Below are 16,735 nucleotides of genomic sequence, written 5' to 3' on the forward strand. Positions count from 1 at the left end.
GTAAAAAATGCATGTATCCCGAAATATTCAGCTTAGGCGGCAAGCGGTCAAAAAACAAATCACATTCCAGCCAGAAACGGGGGCACCAGCTGAAAAATCAAAGCGTTACCGCAAGCTTACGGGCAATCTCCAGCCGTTCGCTGGTGCCGACGTCCAGCCACAGTCCGTCAAAACGCTCGGCACTCACGCGCCCCAATGCCATCGCAGCCCTGAGCAGGGGGCCAAGCTTGGCGGGTCGATCGGGAGCAATGCCCAGAAAGAGATCGGGGTGATAAAGCCCGATGCCACTGAAAGTCAGCCGGTCCTCACCTTCCATCGCCGCCATGCCGTCTTGCCGCAGCACGAAATCGCCGTCGGGGTGATGATCCGGGTTGGAAACGAGCACGAGATGCGCCAGTCTGGAAGAATCGCGCTGCATTGCTTCGGCCATCGGCAGGATGCGGCCAAAGTCGTAGTCGCAAAAAACGTCGCCATTGACCACGAGAAACGGTTCGCTCCCCAGCAAAGGCAAGGCGCGCGCAATGCCACCTGCGGTTTCCAGCGCCTCGCCCTCGGCGGAATAGGCAAGCTCGACGTCGTAATCCTCGCCGCCCTTGAGTGCCTCCTCGATCATCAAGCCCAGCCAGGCATGGTTGATGACAATCTCGCGAATGCCCGCTGCGGCCAGCCGTTTCAGATGCCAGCCGATCAGCGGGGTGCCCGCCACGTCCAGCAAGGGCTTGGGGCAGGCATCGGTCAGCGGGCGCATGCGTTCGCCGCGCCCCGCAGCAAGGATCATGGCGCGCATCAGAAGGTATACCCCGTGGCCAGTTGTTCGTCATGGACCGCTGCGAGCAGTTTTCGCAAGGCACCGAGCTCGGCATAACGCTCGCACACCTTGCGCACGTACCCCAGTACGCGCGGGATGTCGGCCTGGTACTGTTCCTTGCCGTCGCGGTATTTCAGGCGAGCGAAGATGCCGAGCACCTTGAGGTGGCGCTGCAAGCCCTGCCACTCGAAATCGCGGTAGAACTCGGCAAAGTCGTCGGCCACTGGCAAGCCGGCTTCGCGCGCCTTCTGCCAGTAGCGGATCGCCAGATCCAGCACGAAGGCTTCGTCCCACTCGATGTAGGCATCGCGCAACAGGGAAACCAGGTCGTAGCTGATCGGGCCATGCAACGCATCCTGATAATCGATCAAGCGCAAACGCCCGTCCTTCACCATCAGGTTGCGCGAATGATAGTCGCGGTGCACGAACACCGCGGGTTGCGAAAGGTTGCGCGCCACGATCAGCGCACAACTGCGCTCCCACGCCGCCAAAGCCTCGTCCTCCAGCGTTATGCCCAGTTGCTGGCCGAAATACCATTCGCGGCAGATGTCCAGTTCACGGCGCAGGAAGGCCGCGTCGTAAGGCGCCATCCCTTGAGAATCGACGCTCTTCTGCATCGAGACCAGCAGGTCGATCGCCCGCAGGTACCAGTTGCCGGCGGCTTCCTCCGTCAGCAGCGGCGTGAGGATGCTGTCGCCCAAGTCTTCGAGCAGGGCAAAACCCTGGTCGGCATCGAAGTCCAGAAGCTGCGGAACCGGCGCACCGGCACGTTCCAGAAGCCGGTGCTGCATCAGGAAAGCGTTGAATGCGAACCCTTCTGGAGGCGCGTCCATCACGATATGCGACTTGCCTTTTACGGCGACACGCCAGTAGCTGCGCACGCTGGCATCCGCCGCAGCCGGAACGATCGCCGACACGCCGGCGGGGAAAATCTGCTTCAACCAGTCCGTCATCTGCCGGGAACGGAGGGAACTCACAGGGTTGGTCATGTCTCTATCCGGTCAATTGCTGCTAGAATCCGCGCATTGTACCAAGTGAGCCGCTGCGGCCCCATGCCTGCGTTCAAACCCTGCCCCTTTCGTCTGTCCCTGCTGGCCGCGCTGCTGGCAGGCCTGTCTGCGCCCGTACTCGCCAATCCCGGGGAAAAGCCGGAGCCCCCCACCTTCATCCAGTCCGACGAAGCCAGCGCACGGGAAGGCGAGTTCGCCGAAGCGCGCGGCAACGTCGTCGTCACGCGTGAAAAACTCAAGGTCGAAGGCGACTGGGCGCACTACACGATCCAGGACGACCGCCTGCGCGCCGGCGACAAAGTCACGATGAACAAGGATGGCGACGTACTGACAGGAACAAAGCTCGACATGCTGGTCGAGCCGCGCAAGGGCGACCTGCTCGATCCCACGTTCCAGATGGCAAAAGGCGCGGCACGCGGCGATGCCGTCAAGCTGCTATTCGAAGGCCCGGACCGTTACGCCATCAAACAAGGGCGAATGACCACCTGCGCGCCGGGCAACAACGACTGGTACCTGCATTCGAGCACGCTCGACCTCGACTACAACGCCAACCGGGGGCAAGCCTGGAACGGCTGGGTCGAGTTCAAGGGCACGCCGATCTTCTACTACCCCTGGCTGGATTTCTCGCTCGACCACTCGCGCAAGAGCGGCTTCCTCGCGCCGTCGCTCGGCATGAACAGCAAGAACGGCCTGCAGGTCCAGACACCCTATTACCTCAACCTGGCACCCAATTACGATGCCACGATCTACCCGCGCTACATGAGCCGGCGCGGCATGATGGTCGGAGGCGAGTTCCGTTATCTGGATCTGGATTACACCGGGGTGTTCCGCGCTGAAGGCATCCAGGACCGCATCGACGACAAGAGCCGCACCAGCGTACTGTTCCAGCATGCGCAGAAGATCAATCCAAACCTTGGATTAAGCCTGAACATCCAGAAGGTTTCTGACAACAACTATTTCTCCGACTTCGGCGAAAGACTGTCTGTTTCGTCGCAAAGCAATTTACCACGCGAAGGTACGCTGACCTATTCGCAGGAAACCTGGAACGGCTTCATGCGCTGGCAGCGCTACCAGACGCTCAGCACGCTCACCAACCCGGTCGACAAGCCCTACGACCGCATGCCGCAGTTCTATTTCACTGGCCAACCGCAAATCAAGCCCTGGCTAGCCACAAACATCAGCGGAGAACTGACCGACTTCAACCATCCGGACAAGATCAGCGGCTTGCGCAGCTGGGCCTATCCCAGCATGGCGCTACCTTACAACGAATCCTGGGGCTTCATCACGCCCAAGGTTGGCGTACATGCGACGTCGTACAATCTGCATCAAACCAACGCTGCCAACGCAAACTACACGCGAACATTGCCCATCGCCAGCCTCGACAGCGGCCTGTTTTTCGAGCGCGAGTTAAAGATCGGCAACGGCAATTTCCTGCAAACCTTCGAGCCGCGCGCCTATTACGTCTACATCCCTTATCGCAAGCAATCGAACCTGCCCATATTCGATTCGGGCGAAACCGATCTTTCGTTCACCCAGCTTTTCAGCGAGAACCAGTACTCCGGACAGGACCGCATCAACGACGCCAACCAGGTTACGCTCGCGGTCACCAGCCGACTGTTTGAATCGGATAACGGCATCGAACGACTGAACGTTACCGTCGGCCAGCGTCTTTACTTCGCCAACCAGCGCGTAACACTGACAACAACTGAAAATACTGAAAGCCCGAGTCGCTCCGACTGGTTGCTCACCGTGGGTGCGCGTTTCTGGAAAGACTTGTCCGCCAACTACGGCATGCAGTACAACCAGGCAGACTCCAGCCTGCGCCGTTCCGACCTGACCATGACCTGGCGGCCGGGAGACTACCGCACGCTGAACCTGCGCTATTCGATCAACCGCATCTCCGACACCCGCTCCGCCGACATTTCCGGCCAGTGGCCGATGGGCAACGGCTGGTACGCGCTGGGCCGCTACAATTACTCGATCAAGGACAGCCGCGCACTGGAAACCTTGGGCGGCGTCGAATACAACGCCGGCTGCTGGGCTTTGCGCCTGGCGGCACAGCGTTATGTGACCAGCGTCACTGACACCACGACGTCCTTCTTTGCATTGCTGCAACTGGGCGGCATCGCGGGTATCGGCAGCAACCCGCTCGATACCATCCGGCAGTCCATTCCGGGCTACAGCAACACCTATGCCCCTCCGCGTTTTTGAGTGAGAGACCGACATGAAGCCTTTGCAACACACCCTCGCCATCGCCGCGCTTGCCATCCCGCTTTTCGCCAGCGCAGCCGTCGTCACCGCCGACCGCGTGGTCGCAGTGGTCAACCGCAGCGTCATTACCAAGCTTGAACTCGACGAACGGGTGAAATCGATCCGCCAGAACCTCGCCCGTAGCGGCACACAAGCTCCGCCCGCCAGCGTTCTTGAGCAGGAAGCGCTGGACCGCATGGTGACCGAACAGGTTTTGCTGGAGCAGGCCAAGACATTGGGCATCCAGGTCGACGATACCCAGCTCGAACAGGCGCTGGCCCGCATCGCGCAAAACAACAAACTGACCCTGCCGGAATTGCGCAAGCAACTGGAAAAGGATGGCATCAACTGGAAGCGCTTCGGCGCCGAGATTCGCCAAGAAATGACGCTGGCCTTCCTGCGCGAGCGTGAAATCGACAACAAGGTCATCGTGACCGACTCCGAGGTTGCCGACTACCTGCACCTGAACGCCAACAAGCCGCAGCGCGAATACCGTCTGGCGCAGATCATGGTCAGCCTGCCGGAAAACGCGACCCCCGAGCAAATCCAGGCCAAACGCGCACGCATCCTCGCGGCCCGCCAAGAGCTCGCCGAAGGCAAGGATTTCAACGCAGTTGCAGCGATCTACTCCAATGCCCCCGATGCAGCCAATGGCGGCGTGCTGGGCTGGCGCCCCGCCGGCAGCCTGGCGCCGGCCTTCGTCGAGCTTCTGGACCAGATGCCGGCCGGCGGCATGACCGACATCGTGCGCAGCGCGTCCGGCCTGCATCTCTTCAAGCTGCTCGACAAGCGCGAACAGTCCGACAAGATGGTCATCCGCCAGACCCATGCCCGGCACATCCTGATCCGTACCAACGAGATCGTCTCCGAAACGGACGCCCAGCAAAAGCTGGCCCAGATCCGCGCCCGCCTGCAGCACAACGAAAAATTCGAGGAACTGGCTCGCCTGTACTCCGACGACACCAGCGCCGCAAAAGGCGGCGAACTGGGCTGGATCTCGCCAGGCGAAACCGTTCCCGATTTCGAGCAGGCCATGAACCGCCTCCAGCCGGGCGAGATCAGCCCCCCGGTCAAGAGCCCGTTCGGCTTCCACCTGATCCAGGTGCTGGAGCGCCGCGACCAGGACGTCACGCAGGAGAACCGGCGCATGAAGGTCCGCCTGGAGCTCAAGCAGCGCAAGGCCGAAGAAAGCTATGAAGACTGGGTACGCCAATTGCGCGACAAAGCCTATATTTCCATCCGCCTGAAAGACGAGTAACCCCCATGCCCGAGCGACCTTGGCCCGTTCTGGCCCTCACCACCGGCGAACCTGCCGGCGTGGGGCCGGAACTGGCGTCCCTCCTTGTCCATACCGCTTATCCCGCCCGACTGGTTCTGCTGGGCGACCGCGATTTGATCCGGCAACGCGCGGGCCATGCGGCAGAAGCCTGGCCCGATTACCGCCCCGGAACCGAGGCGCCGGTCTCGATCCTGCACATCCCGCTGACCGTGCCCGCCTGCCCCGGCCAGCTCGATACGCGCAATGCCGGCTACGTACTGGCCTTGCTCGACCGCGCCACGGAAGGGTGTCTCGCCGGCGAATTCGACGCCATGGTCACCGCACCAATCCACAAGGGCGTGATCAACGACGCGTTCCCCGAGCGGCATTTCTACGGTCATACCGAGTATCTCGCTGACAAATGCGGCGTCGACCTGGTCGTCATGATGCTCGCTGGCGGCACGCTGCGCGTGGCGCTGGCGACGACGCACCTGCCGCTCAAGGAAGTCCCGGCGGCGATCACATCCGAATCGCTGACCCGCATCTTGCGCATCCTGCACACCGACCTGCGCGACAAGTTCGGCTTCGCTACGCCGCGCATCCTCGTGGCGGGGCTCAACCCGCATGCCGGCGAAGGCGGACACATGGGGCGCGAGGAAATCGACGTCATCGCGCCGGTACTGGAACACCTGCGCGCCGAGGGCATGCACCTCGTTGGTCCGCTGCCCGCCGACACGCTGTTCACGCCGCGCCAACTGGAACAGGGCGATGCCGTGCTCGCGATGTACCACGATCAGGGACTGCCGGTGCTGAAATACGCCACCTTCGGCCAGGGCATCAACATCACGCTCGGCCTGCCCATCATCCGCACCTCGGTCGACCACGGCACCGCGCTCGACCTGGCCGGCACCGGCCGTGCCGACCCCGGCAGCCTGCATGCCGCCATCACGCTGGCCGCAGAGCTCGCCGCAAGGAAAAAATCATGAAATCGCATATCCCCCGCAAACGCTTCGGCCAGAACTTCCTGCAGGATCAGGGTGTCATCGCCGACATCCTCAATGCCGTTTCGCCAGAATCGACGGACGTCATCGTCGAAATCGGTCCGGGGCTCGCCGCGCTGACCCAACCGCTGCTCGAACGCGTCCCGCACTTGCACGCCGTGGAAATCGACCGCGACATCGTGGCACGCCTGAACGAACGCTTCACGCCGCAACGCCTGACCCTTCACAACGCCGATGCGCTGAATTTCGACTTCGGCGCACTGGCACGCGAAATCGCGCCGGGTGGCAAGATTCGCCTCGTCGGCAACCTGCCCTACAACATCTCCACGCCGTTGCTCTTCCATCTGGCGAGCTTCGCCGACGTCATCGACGACATGCACTTCATGCTGCAGAAGGAAGTCGTCGACCGCATGGTTGCCTCCCCCGGCACCACCGATTACGGGCGTCTCGGCATCATGCTGCAATACCGTTTCGTCATGGACCGCGTGCTCGACGTCCCGCCCGCCGCATTCAACCCGCCGCCCAAGGTCGATTCCGCAGTCGTGCGCATGATTCCCTGGCCCAACCTGCCGCACCGGGCACAGGACGAAGCCCTGTTCGAGGAAGTCGTACAGACCGCCTTTGCCCAGCGCCGCAAAACGCTGCGCAACAACCTCAAGGGCGTGGTGACGGACGACGATCTGGCGACACTGGCGATTGATCCGGGCTGCCGCCCGGAAAACGTCACGGTGGCGCAATATGTCGCGCTCGCCAACCATCTGGCGCAACACATGTCGTAAAAACCTGTTCGCGATCGGCCGTGAGAAGCCGTCAGCGGGGTGAAGAGCGGCGCAAAAACCGGGGTGTACAAGGAGTACATGAGGATTTTGAGCAGCGCATGAGCCCCGATCACGGTTTCGCAGCAAGATTGTGAACAGGTTCTAAGCTTGTTTCCCGGGCAAATTAAACGTAGCCTGAGAGAGTTCACCGCCGGAATACCGTCATGCTTCTGCTCGAGCCGCTCTGGCGCCCCGATGGCACCTGCTCCGCGCTGCTGGCCCACCTGCCGGCAGCGGAATTGCCCCGTCTCGCCTCGGCGCTGGAGGAAACACCGCTGTTCGGCGCCCCCTGCTACTGGCCCGCGCCGGCAGGCAGCCTGCCGCCCGGGTTGCCGGCCATTCACTCGCTGGAAGCGGTCGGGCCCGCTGGCTGCGATGCGCCGGATACGCCGCGCTGTCTCGTACCGTTCGGTGCCCCTCTGCCTGAGCAGCCCTTCATCCTGACCGGGCTGGGCGATCCGGGCCAGCTGTCCACCCTGCAAGGTCGCGATGCCCTGGTTTGCGGCCCCTGGATCACCGCACCCCTGCCACGCGCCACCCCCAACCCCGCCCAGCCAGTCCTGCTGGAATTGCTGGGGCTGATCGTGCGCGATGCCGAAGTAGCCGAACTGGAGCGCATTTTCGCCAAGGCACCCCAGCTCACGATCAACCTGCTGCGGCTCGTCAACTCGGTCGCCATGAGCTCGCATCGCCATACCGAAAGCCTGCGCCAGGCCATCGCCCTGCTGGGCCGCCGCCAACTGCAGCGCTGGCTGCAGTTGCTGCTTTACGCCGAGCAATACGGCGCAGAAGCTGCTTTGCCCCCTCTTTTCACGGCCGCCGCATTGCGCGCCAAACGCATGGAATCCTGGGCGCTGGCCGGCTGGCTTCCGGGGCTCTCACCAGATACGGCTTTCCTGGCCGGCATGCTCTCGCTCATGGATCGCCTGTTCGGCATGCCCCTGGCCGAGGTACTGGCCTCGCTGCCGTTGCCGAAGGGGCTGCAGGACGGTCTTCTGCGCGGCACAGGCGAAGTCGGCGAAGCGCTGGAATGCATGGTGTCATGCGAAGCCGGCAACGTACAGGCACTCGGGGAACGCATGATCGACAGGATTGACAGCCACGAACACTGGATGGATTGCGAGGTCGACGCTGTTTCCTGGGCGCTGTCGCTTCACGGAAAGGTCGGGCGATGATCTCCAACGAACTCCAGTACGGCGAACAGTTGCTGGCCGAAATCGGCGCCTCTATCGTCACGCTCGATCTCCAGGGCTACATCACTGGCTGGAACGCCGGTGCCGAACAATTGTTCGGTTACAGCGCACCAGAGGCGCTGGGGCGGCATATCCTGATGCTCTATGCCGACGAAAACGAAGACGACGCCGATCTCTTCAACACTGTCATGCGCCAGGGCCGCGGCGAAATGGAAGTCACCCGCCGCAAGAAAAACGGCGAGGTCTTCTGGGCCAGCATCTATTTCGCGCTGGCGCGGGACAGCGAGGGCCGCCCCTCGCGCATGGTCGGCTTCCTGCGCGACATCACCGACCGCATGCAGGCAGAAGAAAAAGCCCGCCTCTACACGCGCATCTTCGATTCCGCCAACGACGCCATCATCGTCACCGATCCGGAAAACAGGATCATCAGCGCCAATCCGGCCTATTGCCGCATCACGGGCTTTTGCAACGAAGAGGCGGTCGGGCAGGTTCCCGGCTTCCTGTGCGAAGAAGGACCGGACCCCGAACAAGCGCGGCAAATCGTCGCTACGCTCTCTGCTACCGGTCACTGGGAAGGCGAGCTGTGGAGCAAGCGCAAGGACGGCGAGGCTTTCCCTGCCTGGGGCATCATCAGCGCGGTGCGCAATGAAACCGGCAAGGTCATCCATAATTTCTGCGTCTTTTCCGACCTGACGGAACGCAAGAACGCCGAGGCACAGATCCACCGCCTCGCCTATTACGACCAGCTCACCAGCCTGCCCAACCGGGCGCTGCTTTTTTCGCTGCTGGAACAGGCGCTTGCGGAATCGCGCCGGCACGGAAAAAAGGGCGCGCTGCTCTGTTTCAATGTGGCAGGCTTCAAGCACATCAACGACTCGTTCGGCCACCGGGCAGCAGACCGCCTGCTGATCGAGCTGGCGCAGCGCCTCCGGGACGTACTGCGCGAAGCGGACGTCGTGGCGCGCTCCAGCGCCGACGAATTCTTCATCGGGATCTTCGACATCCGTCATCGCGAAGATGCCGCCATCGTCGCCCGCCGCCTGCTTGATGCCTTGTCGCGCCCCTTCTTCATCAAGAAACAGGAAGTGCTGCTGTCATCGCACGTCGGCGCCGCCGTATTTCCCGGCGACGGACGCGATGCCGAAACGCTCATCAACAAATCCGCCGTGGCACTCTACCGGGCACGGGAAAGCGGCCAGGATTTCCTGTTTTATTCGGCGGAAATGAACCGGCGTTCGCTGGCGAGGGTGATGCTGGACACAGAGCTGCGCTACGCGCTGGAACGCAACGAATTCCTGCTGCATTACCAGCCGCAATACCACCAGCAGACCGGCCGGATCGTCGGCGCGGAAGCACTGGTGCGCTGGAAACATCCCCGCCGCGGGCTGGTTCCGCCCTCGGAATTCATCCCCTTTGCCGAGGAAACCGGCCTGATTCTGCTCATCGGAGAATGGATCGCCCAGGAAGTCATCCGCCAGGTCGGCGAATGGAACCGGCAAGGACTGTCGCTGCCCCGCCTGTCCCTCAACCTCTCGGCCAAGCAGTTCAGGCCCGGTCTGGTGGAGCGACTGCAAGCGCTCTGCGAGCAGCATGGCGTCAGGACCGAGCAGCTTGAACTGGAAGTCACCGAAACGCTGCTCATGCACGGCGATGCCCAGACGACCGACCTGATCCATGCCCTGAGCGAAGCCGGCTTCGCGCTGGCGCTGGACGATTTCGGCTCGGGGTATTCCAACCTTGCCTACCTGCACCGCTTCCCGTTCGACACGCTGAAAATCGACCGTTCCTTCGTATCGGGCCTGCCGGGCAACAACAGCAACGCGGCGCTGGTGCGCGCCATTCTCGGCATTGCGGAGAGTCTTGGCATCGAACCGATTGCCGAGGGCGTGGAAACCGCGGAGGAAGCGCACTTCCTGCTGCAACACGGTTGCCCGCGCTATCAGGGCTTCCTGTTCTCCCGGCCGCTGCCATTGGACGGCTTCGTCAGCCTGCTGGATGCACAGCCGTAGGCATTTCTGAACGCCCAGAGCGTAGATCAAATAAACCACAATCGTCGGAAAGCGCTTTGCTTTTCCGATCTGCTCGCCTTCGCCGCCCTTCGCGGATTACATCCGCTCCCACATATTCTCGCCACGGCAGACGACTTTCTTTATCCCCTCGGCCTGCGCCGAGAAAGCGGAGCGAGACCCGGGCTCGCGACCGACCGAGGGTAGCCCGGAGGGCCGCAAGGCGGGGTCGCTCTTTTGGTTTCTTTTCTTGACGAAGCAAAAAAAGAAACTCGCCCGCCGGGGAGAACTCCCGGCATCAAACACTACGCGCCACAGGCGCTTAAAGCAGCCTCAGGCATTCCTGAACGCCCAGAAACGGCTGCCGGCGAAGTTCCAGATCAGGCCGATGCCGGTCGTCACCACCTGCGCCAGGAAGTATTGCCAGCCCCAGTGATGCACCATGAGGGTCATCAGCCCGGTGTTGATGCACCAGCCGATGCCGAGCACCGCGTAGTACTTGCTCGCCGTTTCGACATGGGACTTGCCGCTCTTGAACGTGAAGAAATAATTCAGGAAATAATTGACCACCGACCCCAGCACATAGCCCACCGCCGAGGCCGCTGCGGCCGGCGCGCCGGCATATTCCACCCCGGCCCACAGCACCACATACTGCACGGCGGTGCCGCACAGACCCACTGCGGCGAAATGAAGGAACTGGCGGCGAATCGACATGCTGGATACCCGAAAATCAATCTGGCGCCATGATACGCAGGATGGGCCGGGGACGCGAGTCAGGCCGCGCTTGCATCCGTGGAATCGATCCGGTCCAATGACGGCATGAACCCGACACCGATTCCCTGCCGCCCCGACTGCGGCGCCTGCTGCACTGCGCCCTCCATCTCCAGCCCCATCCCCGGCATGGAAAACGGCAAACCCGCCGGCGTGCGCTGCATCCAGCTCACCGCGGCGAACCTGTGCGCCATTTTCGGCCAGGCGGAACGCCCCGCCTGTTGCTCGGGACTCAACCCTTCCGAAGAAATGTGCGGAACCTCGCGGGAAGAAGCGCTGCTCTGGCTGACGCAGCTGGAGCGCGCCACCCGGCCATGAGCGGGCGCTGTCGCACGCGCTCTTTCCTCCCAAAGACTACCGGCTCCTGCCGTTGCCAATCGCCGGCTCGATTTTTGCGAACAGAGCCATGCCCGCCAGCATGGCCGCGACAAAAACCAGCACTTTCCCCGCCCCCGCTCCCAGCAACACCAGTGCCGGTCCCGGACAGATACCGGCCAGCCCCCAGCCCGCACCGAACAACAGGCCGCCGAAAACCAGACGCTGGTCAAGATTGCGCGTATTCGGCAACTGGATGGAATGCCCCAGAAAGGATGCCCCTCTGCGCTTTGCCAAGGCAAAGGCAACAGCGCTGACCGGAATCGCGCCGCCCATGACGAACGCGAGCGAAGGATCCCAGCGGCCGGTCAGGTCAAGAAAAGCCAGCACTTTGGCCGGATCTCCCATGCCGGCAACAATCAAGCCCATCCCGAACAGCAAACCTGCAATCAACGAAAAAACCGTAGGCATGATGGAATCCTTACCTCAGAAAATGACGAACCGCGAAGACGGTCGCGAAACCCATGAACATGAAAGATGCCGTTGCCACCATCGAGCGCGGCGACAGGCGCGACAATCCGCACACGCCATGGCCGCTGGTGCAGCCCGAGCCATAGCGCGTACCGAATCCAACCAGCAAACCGGCCAGTATCAGCGTTGGCCAGCTCGCCTCGATCCGGCTTGCCGGCAGGTCGCCGAACAGAAGGTAGAGCATCGGAGCAAGCAACAACCCCAGCACGAACGCCGCGCGCCACAAGACATCGCCACGCTTCGGTTGCAGCAAACCGCTCACGACCCCGCTAATCCCTGCGATTCGCCCGTTCGTGAGCAACAGGATGGCGATGGCCAATCCGATCAATCCGCCACCGGCCAGTGACAAATACGGGGTAAAACCATTCCAGTCGATCATCATTGCTTTTCACTCTCCCAAACCGGGCAATACAGCCCGTACAAGGTTTTCAGCATCGCCAGTATCTTTTGATCGGCGATGGAATAATAGATTCGTTTGCCATCACGCCGAGTGGCCACCATCTCTTCCGTACGCAACACACCGAGCTGCTGCGACAAAGTCGGTTGATGCACATCCAGCAACGCCTCCAGCTCGCTCACCGATTTTTCACCCTGACTGAGCTGACAAAGAATCTGCAGGCGGTCTTCATTCGCCAGCGCTTTCAACAAAGCCGTGGCCGCACGCGCTGCGCCACGCATCTGCGTTACATCGAGCATCACATCTTCCATAAGGTTACCGCTCAACGAATTATTTTTGCATATTATGTTTTTATGTATAATATAAGTCAAGAGATTCAACTTCACGGCATGAACCCATGCCTCGCCAACCACAAAGAGGATCACATGAAAGCATTGCAGGTACTGGTCATTGGCGGCGTCGCAGCAGGCGCTTCGTTTGCCGCCCGCGCGCGCAGACTGAGCGAATCGGCGCAAATCACCGTCATTGAGCGCGGCCCCGATGTTTCGTTCGCCAACTGCGGCCTGCCCTACCACATCGGCGGGGAGATTCCGGTGCGCGACGTATTGGCCATGCAAACGCCCGCCTCGCTCAAGGCGCTGTTGAACGTCGACGTACGCACCCGCAGCGAAGCCGTGCGCATCGACCGGCAAAACAAGCGCGTGCGGGTCCATGACCTGCAAACCGGACAAAGCGAATGGTTGCCCTACGACAAGCTAATGCTGGCACCGGGCGCTGCACCCCGCATTCCCGCCATTCCGGGCATCAAGGATTCGCGCATCCATGCGCTTCGCAACCTGGCCGACATGGACCGCATCGCCGCAGCCACGGAATCCGGTATGCGCGCCGTGGTGGTCGGCGCCGGGTTCATCGGTCTGGAAATGGCGGAACAACTGCACCGCAAGGGATTGACGGTCGAGGTCGTGCAATCGGGGCCGCAGGTGCTGTCGCAGATCGATGCGAAGATGGCAATGCTGCTGGGAAACGAATTGGCGCATCACGACATCAAGCTGCACCTGAACGAGCAGATCGTGCGCTTCGAAGGCCAGGACGACGTATTGCATTGCCACCTGGCATCGGGCGGCAAGCTGGACGCCGATTTCGTGGTCATGTCCATCGGCGTCGAGCCGGATTCCCCGCTTGCGCGCGAAGCCGGCTTGGCGCTCGGCGCGCGCGGTCATATCGTAGTCAACGATTTCATGCAGACTTCCGACGCGGATATCTATGCCGCCGGCGATGTCATTGAAACGGCGGATCGTGTGTTCGGCGATCAGGTTTCCGTACCGCTCGGCGGACCGGCCAACCGGCAAGGTCGCGTCGCTGCGGATCATCTGTTCCTCAAAGAGCGCGCCCGCCCCTATCCGGGCTCGCTCGGCACCGCCATCGTGCGCGTATTCGAAGTGGCCGCAGGCGCCACCGGCTGGACCGAAAAACGGCTGAAAACGGCCGGTCGCGCTTACAGCATCACCACCGTCAACGATCTTCATCACGCCAGCTATTTCCCCGGCGCCAAACCGCTGACCGTATCGATTCTCTGGGAACCGGAAACCGGCGTGCTGCTCGGTGCACAGGCCGCCGGTTATGAAGGCGTCGACAAGCGGCTCGACGTGCTGGCCACCGCCATCAGCGCCAAAATGACCGTTGAAGACCTCTGCCATCTGGAGCTGGCCTATGCGCCGCCTTTCGGCTCGGCCAAAGACATCATCAACCTCGCCGGCTTTGCCGCCTGCAACCAGCGCGACGGGCTGGTCAGTACCGTCTCCGAACTGCCGGCCGATTCCAGCGTGCAGATCGTGGACGTACGCGGCAAGGCGCTTGCCGATGCCAACCCGGTTCCCGGCGCCATCAACATCCCGATGCCCATGCTGCGCGGCAATCTGGACAAACTCGACAGCAGCCGCCCGGTCGTCACCGTGTGCGCCTTGGGCAAGAACAGCTATTTTGCCTCTCGCGTGCTCAGGCAAAACGGCTTCGACGTGAAGAGCCTGGGCGGCGGGCTCAAGGTGCTGATGAACGCGCGCAACCCGGAAAAACAATAAACCGGGCTGAAATTTCGTGATGTTTGACTACCTTTAAAGTTGTTTCCGCATCAACCTAGCAAGGAGGGCGCAACATGAAACTCGAATCGAAAGACGGCGGCTGGAGCCCCTATCTCGCGGGTGGTCTGGTCGGAATACTGGCGGTGGTATCGGCCTACGCCACCACCATCCTGATGGGGAAAACCAATTTTCTCGGCGCTTCGACGACATTCGTGCGCGCGGCGGGCTTCATCGAGAAGCTGTTCGCCGAATCGCACGTCGCCAGCAACCTGTACTTCATCAAGGAAAAGGTCGCGCTCGACTGGCAGTTCCTGCTCATCATCGGCATCTTCATCGGCGCGCTGATCGCCTCGCTGGCCGACAGGAGCTTCAAGCTGGAAAGCGTTCCCCCGGCCTGGGCCGAGCGGTTTGGCCCGTCGGTGGGCAAGCGCGCCATCGGCGCATTCCTCGGCGGCATCGTCGCCATGTTCGGCGCCCGCCTGGCCGACGGCTGCCCGAGCGGACATGGCCTGAGCGGACTGATGCAGCTGTCGGTCAGCGGCATCGTTGCACTCTGCCTGTTCTTTGGCATCGGCATGCTCGTCGCCCATCTCGTCTACCGGAGGAAATCATGAGCACTGCACAATGGTTGGGTCTGTTGACCGGTATCGGCTTTGGCTTCCTGCTGCAGAAGGGGCGCGTACTGCGCTTCGACAAGCAGCTCGGGGCCATGTTGCTCAAGGACATGACAATCATCAAGTTCATGCTCTCGGCCATCCTGGTCGGCATGATCGGTGTCATCGCGCTATCCAGCGCCGGGATCATCGCACTGGCGCACAAGCCCATGAACGTCGGCGCCATCCTGCTTGGCGGCGCGCTGTTCGGCGGCGGCTGGGCAATCATGGGCTTCTGCCCCGGCACCTCGGTGGGTGCACTGGGCGAGGGGCGCTGGCATGCGATCTTTGCCATCGCCGGCATGATTGCCGGGGCGGCGCTCTACGCGGAACTGTATCCGTTCCTCAAGGCCACCGTCCTGGCCTGGGCCGACTACGGCAAGATCGGCCTGCCCGACGTGCTCGGCATTTCGCCCTGGGCTATCGTGATCGCCTTCTGGGCAGGCAGCATCCCGCTGTTCGTCTGGTTCGAGAAAAAAGGGCTGTAGGCCCCTGATGACAGGCATATCGGCGCTCAAGGAGCGCCGATATGCCAGACGAGAAACAGCTCGTCATCCAAAGCCTCCGGTTACCAGAATCCTTTGTGGTACTGCACTGCCAAACTGGTGCTGGCCACGCAAATCCAGACCAGCAAGCCCAGCACCACGGGCTTGATCCCCGTTTGCCGCATCTTGCTCAGATCTGTGGACAGCCCGATGGCCGCCAAGGCCCCCGTGATCATGAAGTGCGCCGCAGTTTGTGCCACTTCAACAATGATCGCCGGAAGAAAACTGCCGGCTCCTGATGCCAGAAGAAACCCGACGATAAACCATGGCACCTGCACACGGATCGATTGCATGGAATCGCCATCACTCTTGCGTTGCTGCCACCCGGAAACCGCTCCGATCAACAGGGTCACGGGAACAATCAACATGGCACGGGTGAGCTTGACGATGGTGGCATATTCGCCGGCATCCCTGCTCCATGAATAGGCTGCAGCCACAACAGACGAGGTGTCATTGATCGCCGTTCCCGCCCACAGGCCAAATCCCTGATCGCTGAGCCCAAGAAAATGGCCGAATTGCGGGAACACCAGCACGGCTACGACATTGAACAAAAAAATGGTTGCGAGCGAGAAGGTGATTTCGTGTTCGCTTGGCTTGAGCACCGGCACGATCGCCGAAATGGCCGAGCCGCCGCAGATGGCCGTTCCCGTTCCGATCAAGACACACAACTTGGCCGGGATTTTCAGCAATCGCCCGAAACACAGAGCGCTTAGAAATGCTGCGCTGATGGTCGCCAATGTCACGAACAGGGTACTCACGCCGGTTCTTGCAACCTCGGCAATCGGCAGGCAAGCTCCCAGCGCAATGATCGAATACTGCAAAACTTGCTTCGAAGAAAACCGGACTCCCGGAAGGCACTGAAGCGGTAACGGGATAAAACTGCGAACCGCGATGCCCAGCAACATGCCAATCACCGCACCGCCCGCGGCCGGAAACATCTTTCCGAGCCATGTCGCCACGACAGTCAATACCAGAACAAGACCGGCACCTGGCAATAACGATCTACAAAAATGCACCTCACGCCTCGCCACATATACCCAATAGCAATAACCATATCCATAAAAGTTATATAATAAAAATGGATTTTTCTGGTTATCCACA

General features: G+C 61.5%; 17 protein-coding genes. 10 read left to right on the plus strand and 7 right to left on the minus strand.

Annotated elements, in window-relative coordinates:
- Positions 1-97 precede the first annotated feature (97 nt).
- Entirely contained in the window at positions 98-787 is a 690-nt protein-coding gene (murU, locus tag BMZ36_RS09260; RefSeq protein ID WP_091194999.1) for an N-acetylmuramate alpha-1-phosphate uridylyltransferase MurU, read from the minus strand.
- On the minus strand, positions 787-1,797 hold the full coding sequence (locus BMZ36_RS09265) for an aminoglycoside phosphotransferase family protein (RefSeq protein ID WP_091195002.1): 1,011 nt from the start codon (positions 1,795-1,797) through the stop codon (positions 787-789). The genes murU and BMZ36_RS09265 overlap by 1 nt, the downstream gene beginning before the upstream one ends.
- Positions 1,798-1,860: 63 nt before the next feature.
- Between BMZ36_RS09265 and BMZ36_RS09270 the strand changes: the two genes are divergently transcribed.
- The 6 genes from BMZ36_RS09270 (at position 1,861) to BMZ36_RS09295 (ending at position 10,347) form a co-directional block, all read left to right on the plus strand.
- Positions 1,861-4,029: an LPS-assembly protein LptD gene (locus tag BMZ36_RS09270; protein ID WP_091195004.1), complete on the plus strand. Its 2,169-nt coding sequence runs from the start codon at positions 1,861-1,863 to the stop codon at positions 4,027-4,029.
- A 13-nt stretch (positions 4,030-4,042) separates the two neighbouring features.
- On the plus strand, positions 4,043-5,326 hold the full coding sequence (locus BMZ36_RS09275) for a peptidylprolyl isomerase (protein WP_091195006.1): 1,284 nt from the start codon (positions 4,043-4,045) through the stop codon (positions 5,324-5,326).
- A gap of 5 nt (positions 5,327-5,331) precedes the next feature.
- Positions 5,332-6,312 (plus strand): 4-hydroxythreonine-4-phosphate dehydrogenase PdxA, encoded by a 981-nt coding sequence (gene pdxA / locus BMZ36_RS09280; protein ID WP_091195008.1) that lies wholly within the window; start codon positions 5,332-5,334, stop codon positions 6,310-6,312.
- A complete protein-coding gene (gene rsmA / locus BMZ36_RS09285) occupies positions 6,309-7,106 on the plus strand; it encodes a 16S rRNA (adenine(1518)-N(6)/adenine(1519)-N(6))-dimethyltransferase RsmA (RefSeq protein WP_091195010.1) in 798 nt (265 codons plus the stop codon). Before pdxA ends, rsmA begins: the two co-directional genes overlap by 4 nt.
- A 203-nt stretch (positions 7,107-7,309) precedes the next feature.
- Positions 7,310-8,320 carry an HDOD domain-containing protein gene (locus tag BMZ36_RS09290; RefSeq protein ID WP_091195013.1) on the plus strand — a complete coding sequence of 337 codons (1,011 nt, stop codon included), beginning with the start codon at positions 7,310-7,312 and terminating at the stop codon, positions 8,318-8,320.
- A complete protein-coding gene (locus BMZ36_RS09295) occupies positions 8,317-10,347 on the plus strand; it encodes a putative bifunctional diguanylate cyclase/phosphodiesterase (RefSeq protein ID WP_091195016.1) in 2,031 nt (676 codons plus the stop codon). Before BMZ36_RS09290 ends, BMZ36_RS09295 begins: the two co-directional genes overlap by 4 nt.
- A gap of 330 nt (positions 10,348-10,677) precedes the next feature.
- Here the strand turns inward: BMZ36_RS09295 and BMZ36_RS09300 are convergent, their stop codons facing one another.
- Positions 10,678-11,058: a GtrA family protein gene (locus BMZ36_RS09300; RefSeq protein ID WP_091195019.1), complete on the minus strand. Its 381-nt coding sequence runs from the start codon at positions 11,056-11,058 to the stop codon at positions 10,678-10,680.
- A 105-nt stretch (positions 11,059-11,163) separates the two neighbouring features.
- Here BMZ36_RS09300 and BMZ36_RS14345 point away from each other — a divergent pair, with 105 nt between their 5' ends.
- The gene (locus BMZ36_RS14345) at positions 11,164-11,433 is read left to right on the plus strand and encodes a YkgJ family cysteine cluster protein (protein ID WP_143086018.1); all 270 of its coding nucleotides are present in this window, start codon (positions 11,164-11,166) and stop codon (positions 11,431-11,433) included.
- Between the two features lie 36 nt (positions 11,434-11,469).
- On the opposite strand, the gene BMZ36_RS09310 is transcribed toward BMZ36_RS14345, so the two are convergent.
- The 3 genes from BMZ36_RS09310 to BMZ36_RS09320 are packed head-to-tail and all read right to left on the minus strand — an operon-like array spanning position 11,470 to position 12,657.
- The gene (locus tag BMZ36_RS09310) at positions 11,470-11,901 is read right to left on the minus strand and encodes a DUF6691 family protein (RefSeq protein ID WP_177187838.1); all 432 of its coding nucleotides are present in this window, start codon (positions 11,899-11,901) and stop codon (positions 11,470-11,472) included.
- Between the two features lie 10 nt (positions 11,902-11,911).
- Complete coding sequence (locus BMZ36_RS09315; RefSeq protein WP_091195024.1) at positions 11,912-12,343, minus strand: YeeE/YedE family protein; 432 nt, start codon at positions 12,341-12,343, stop codon at positions 11,912-11,914.
- Positions 12,340-12,657 (minus strand): ArsR/SmtB family transcription factor, encoded by a 318-nt coding sequence (locus BMZ36_RS09320; protein ID WP_218142686.1) that lies wholly within the window; start codon positions 12,655-12,657, stop codon positions 12,340-12,342. The genes BMZ36_RS09315 and BMZ36_RS09320 overlap by 4 nt, the downstream gene beginning before the upstream one ends.
- A gap of 126 nt (positions 12,658-12,783) precedes the next feature.
- Between BMZ36_RS09320 and BMZ36_RS09325 the strand changes: the two genes are divergently transcribed.
- The 3 genes from BMZ36_RS09325 (at position 12,784) to BMZ36_RS09335 (ending at position 15,577) form a co-directional block, all read left to right on the plus strand.
- Positions 12,784-14,436 carry an FAD-dependent oxidoreductase gene (locus BMZ36_RS09325; RefSeq protein ID WP_091195253.1) on the plus strand — a complete coding sequence of 551 codons (1,653 nt, stop codon included), beginning with the start codon at positions 12,784-12,786 and terminating at the stop codon, positions 14,434-14,436.
- Between the two features lie 74 nt (positions 14,437-14,510).
- The gene (locus tag BMZ36_RS09330; protein ID WP_091195027.1) at positions 14,511-15,050 is read left to right on the plus strand and encodes a YeeE/YedE thiosulfate transporter family protein; all 540 of its coding nucleotides are present in this window, start codon (positions 14,511-14,513) and stop codon (positions 15,048-15,050) included.
- Positions 15,047-15,577 carry a YeeE/YedE thiosulfate transporter family protein gene (locus BMZ36_RS09335; RefSeq protein WP_091195029.1) on the plus strand — a complete coding sequence of 177 codons (531 nt, stop codon included), beginning with the start codon at positions 15,047-15,049 and terminating at the stop codon, positions 15,575-15,577. The genes BMZ36_RS09330 and BMZ36_RS09335 overlap by 4 nt, the downstream gene beginning before the upstream one ends.
- Before the next feature lie 80 nt (positions 15,578-15,657).
- On the opposite strand, the gene BMZ36_RS09340 is transcribed toward BMZ36_RS09335, so the two are convergent.
- The gene (locus tag BMZ36_RS09340) at positions 15,658-16,734 is read right to left on the minus strand and encodes a YeiH family protein (RefSeq protein ID WP_218142687.1); all 1,077 of its coding nucleotides are present in this window, start codon (positions 16,732-16,734) and stop codon (positions 15,658-15,660) included.
- Position 16,735: the final 1 nt, after the last annotated feature.

The sequence above is a fragment of the Formivibrio citricus genome, assembly GCF_900115065.1.
Taxonomy (GTDB): Bacteria; Pseudomonadota; Gammaproteobacteria; order Burkholderiales; family Chitinibacteraceae; genus Formivibrio; species Formivibrio citricus.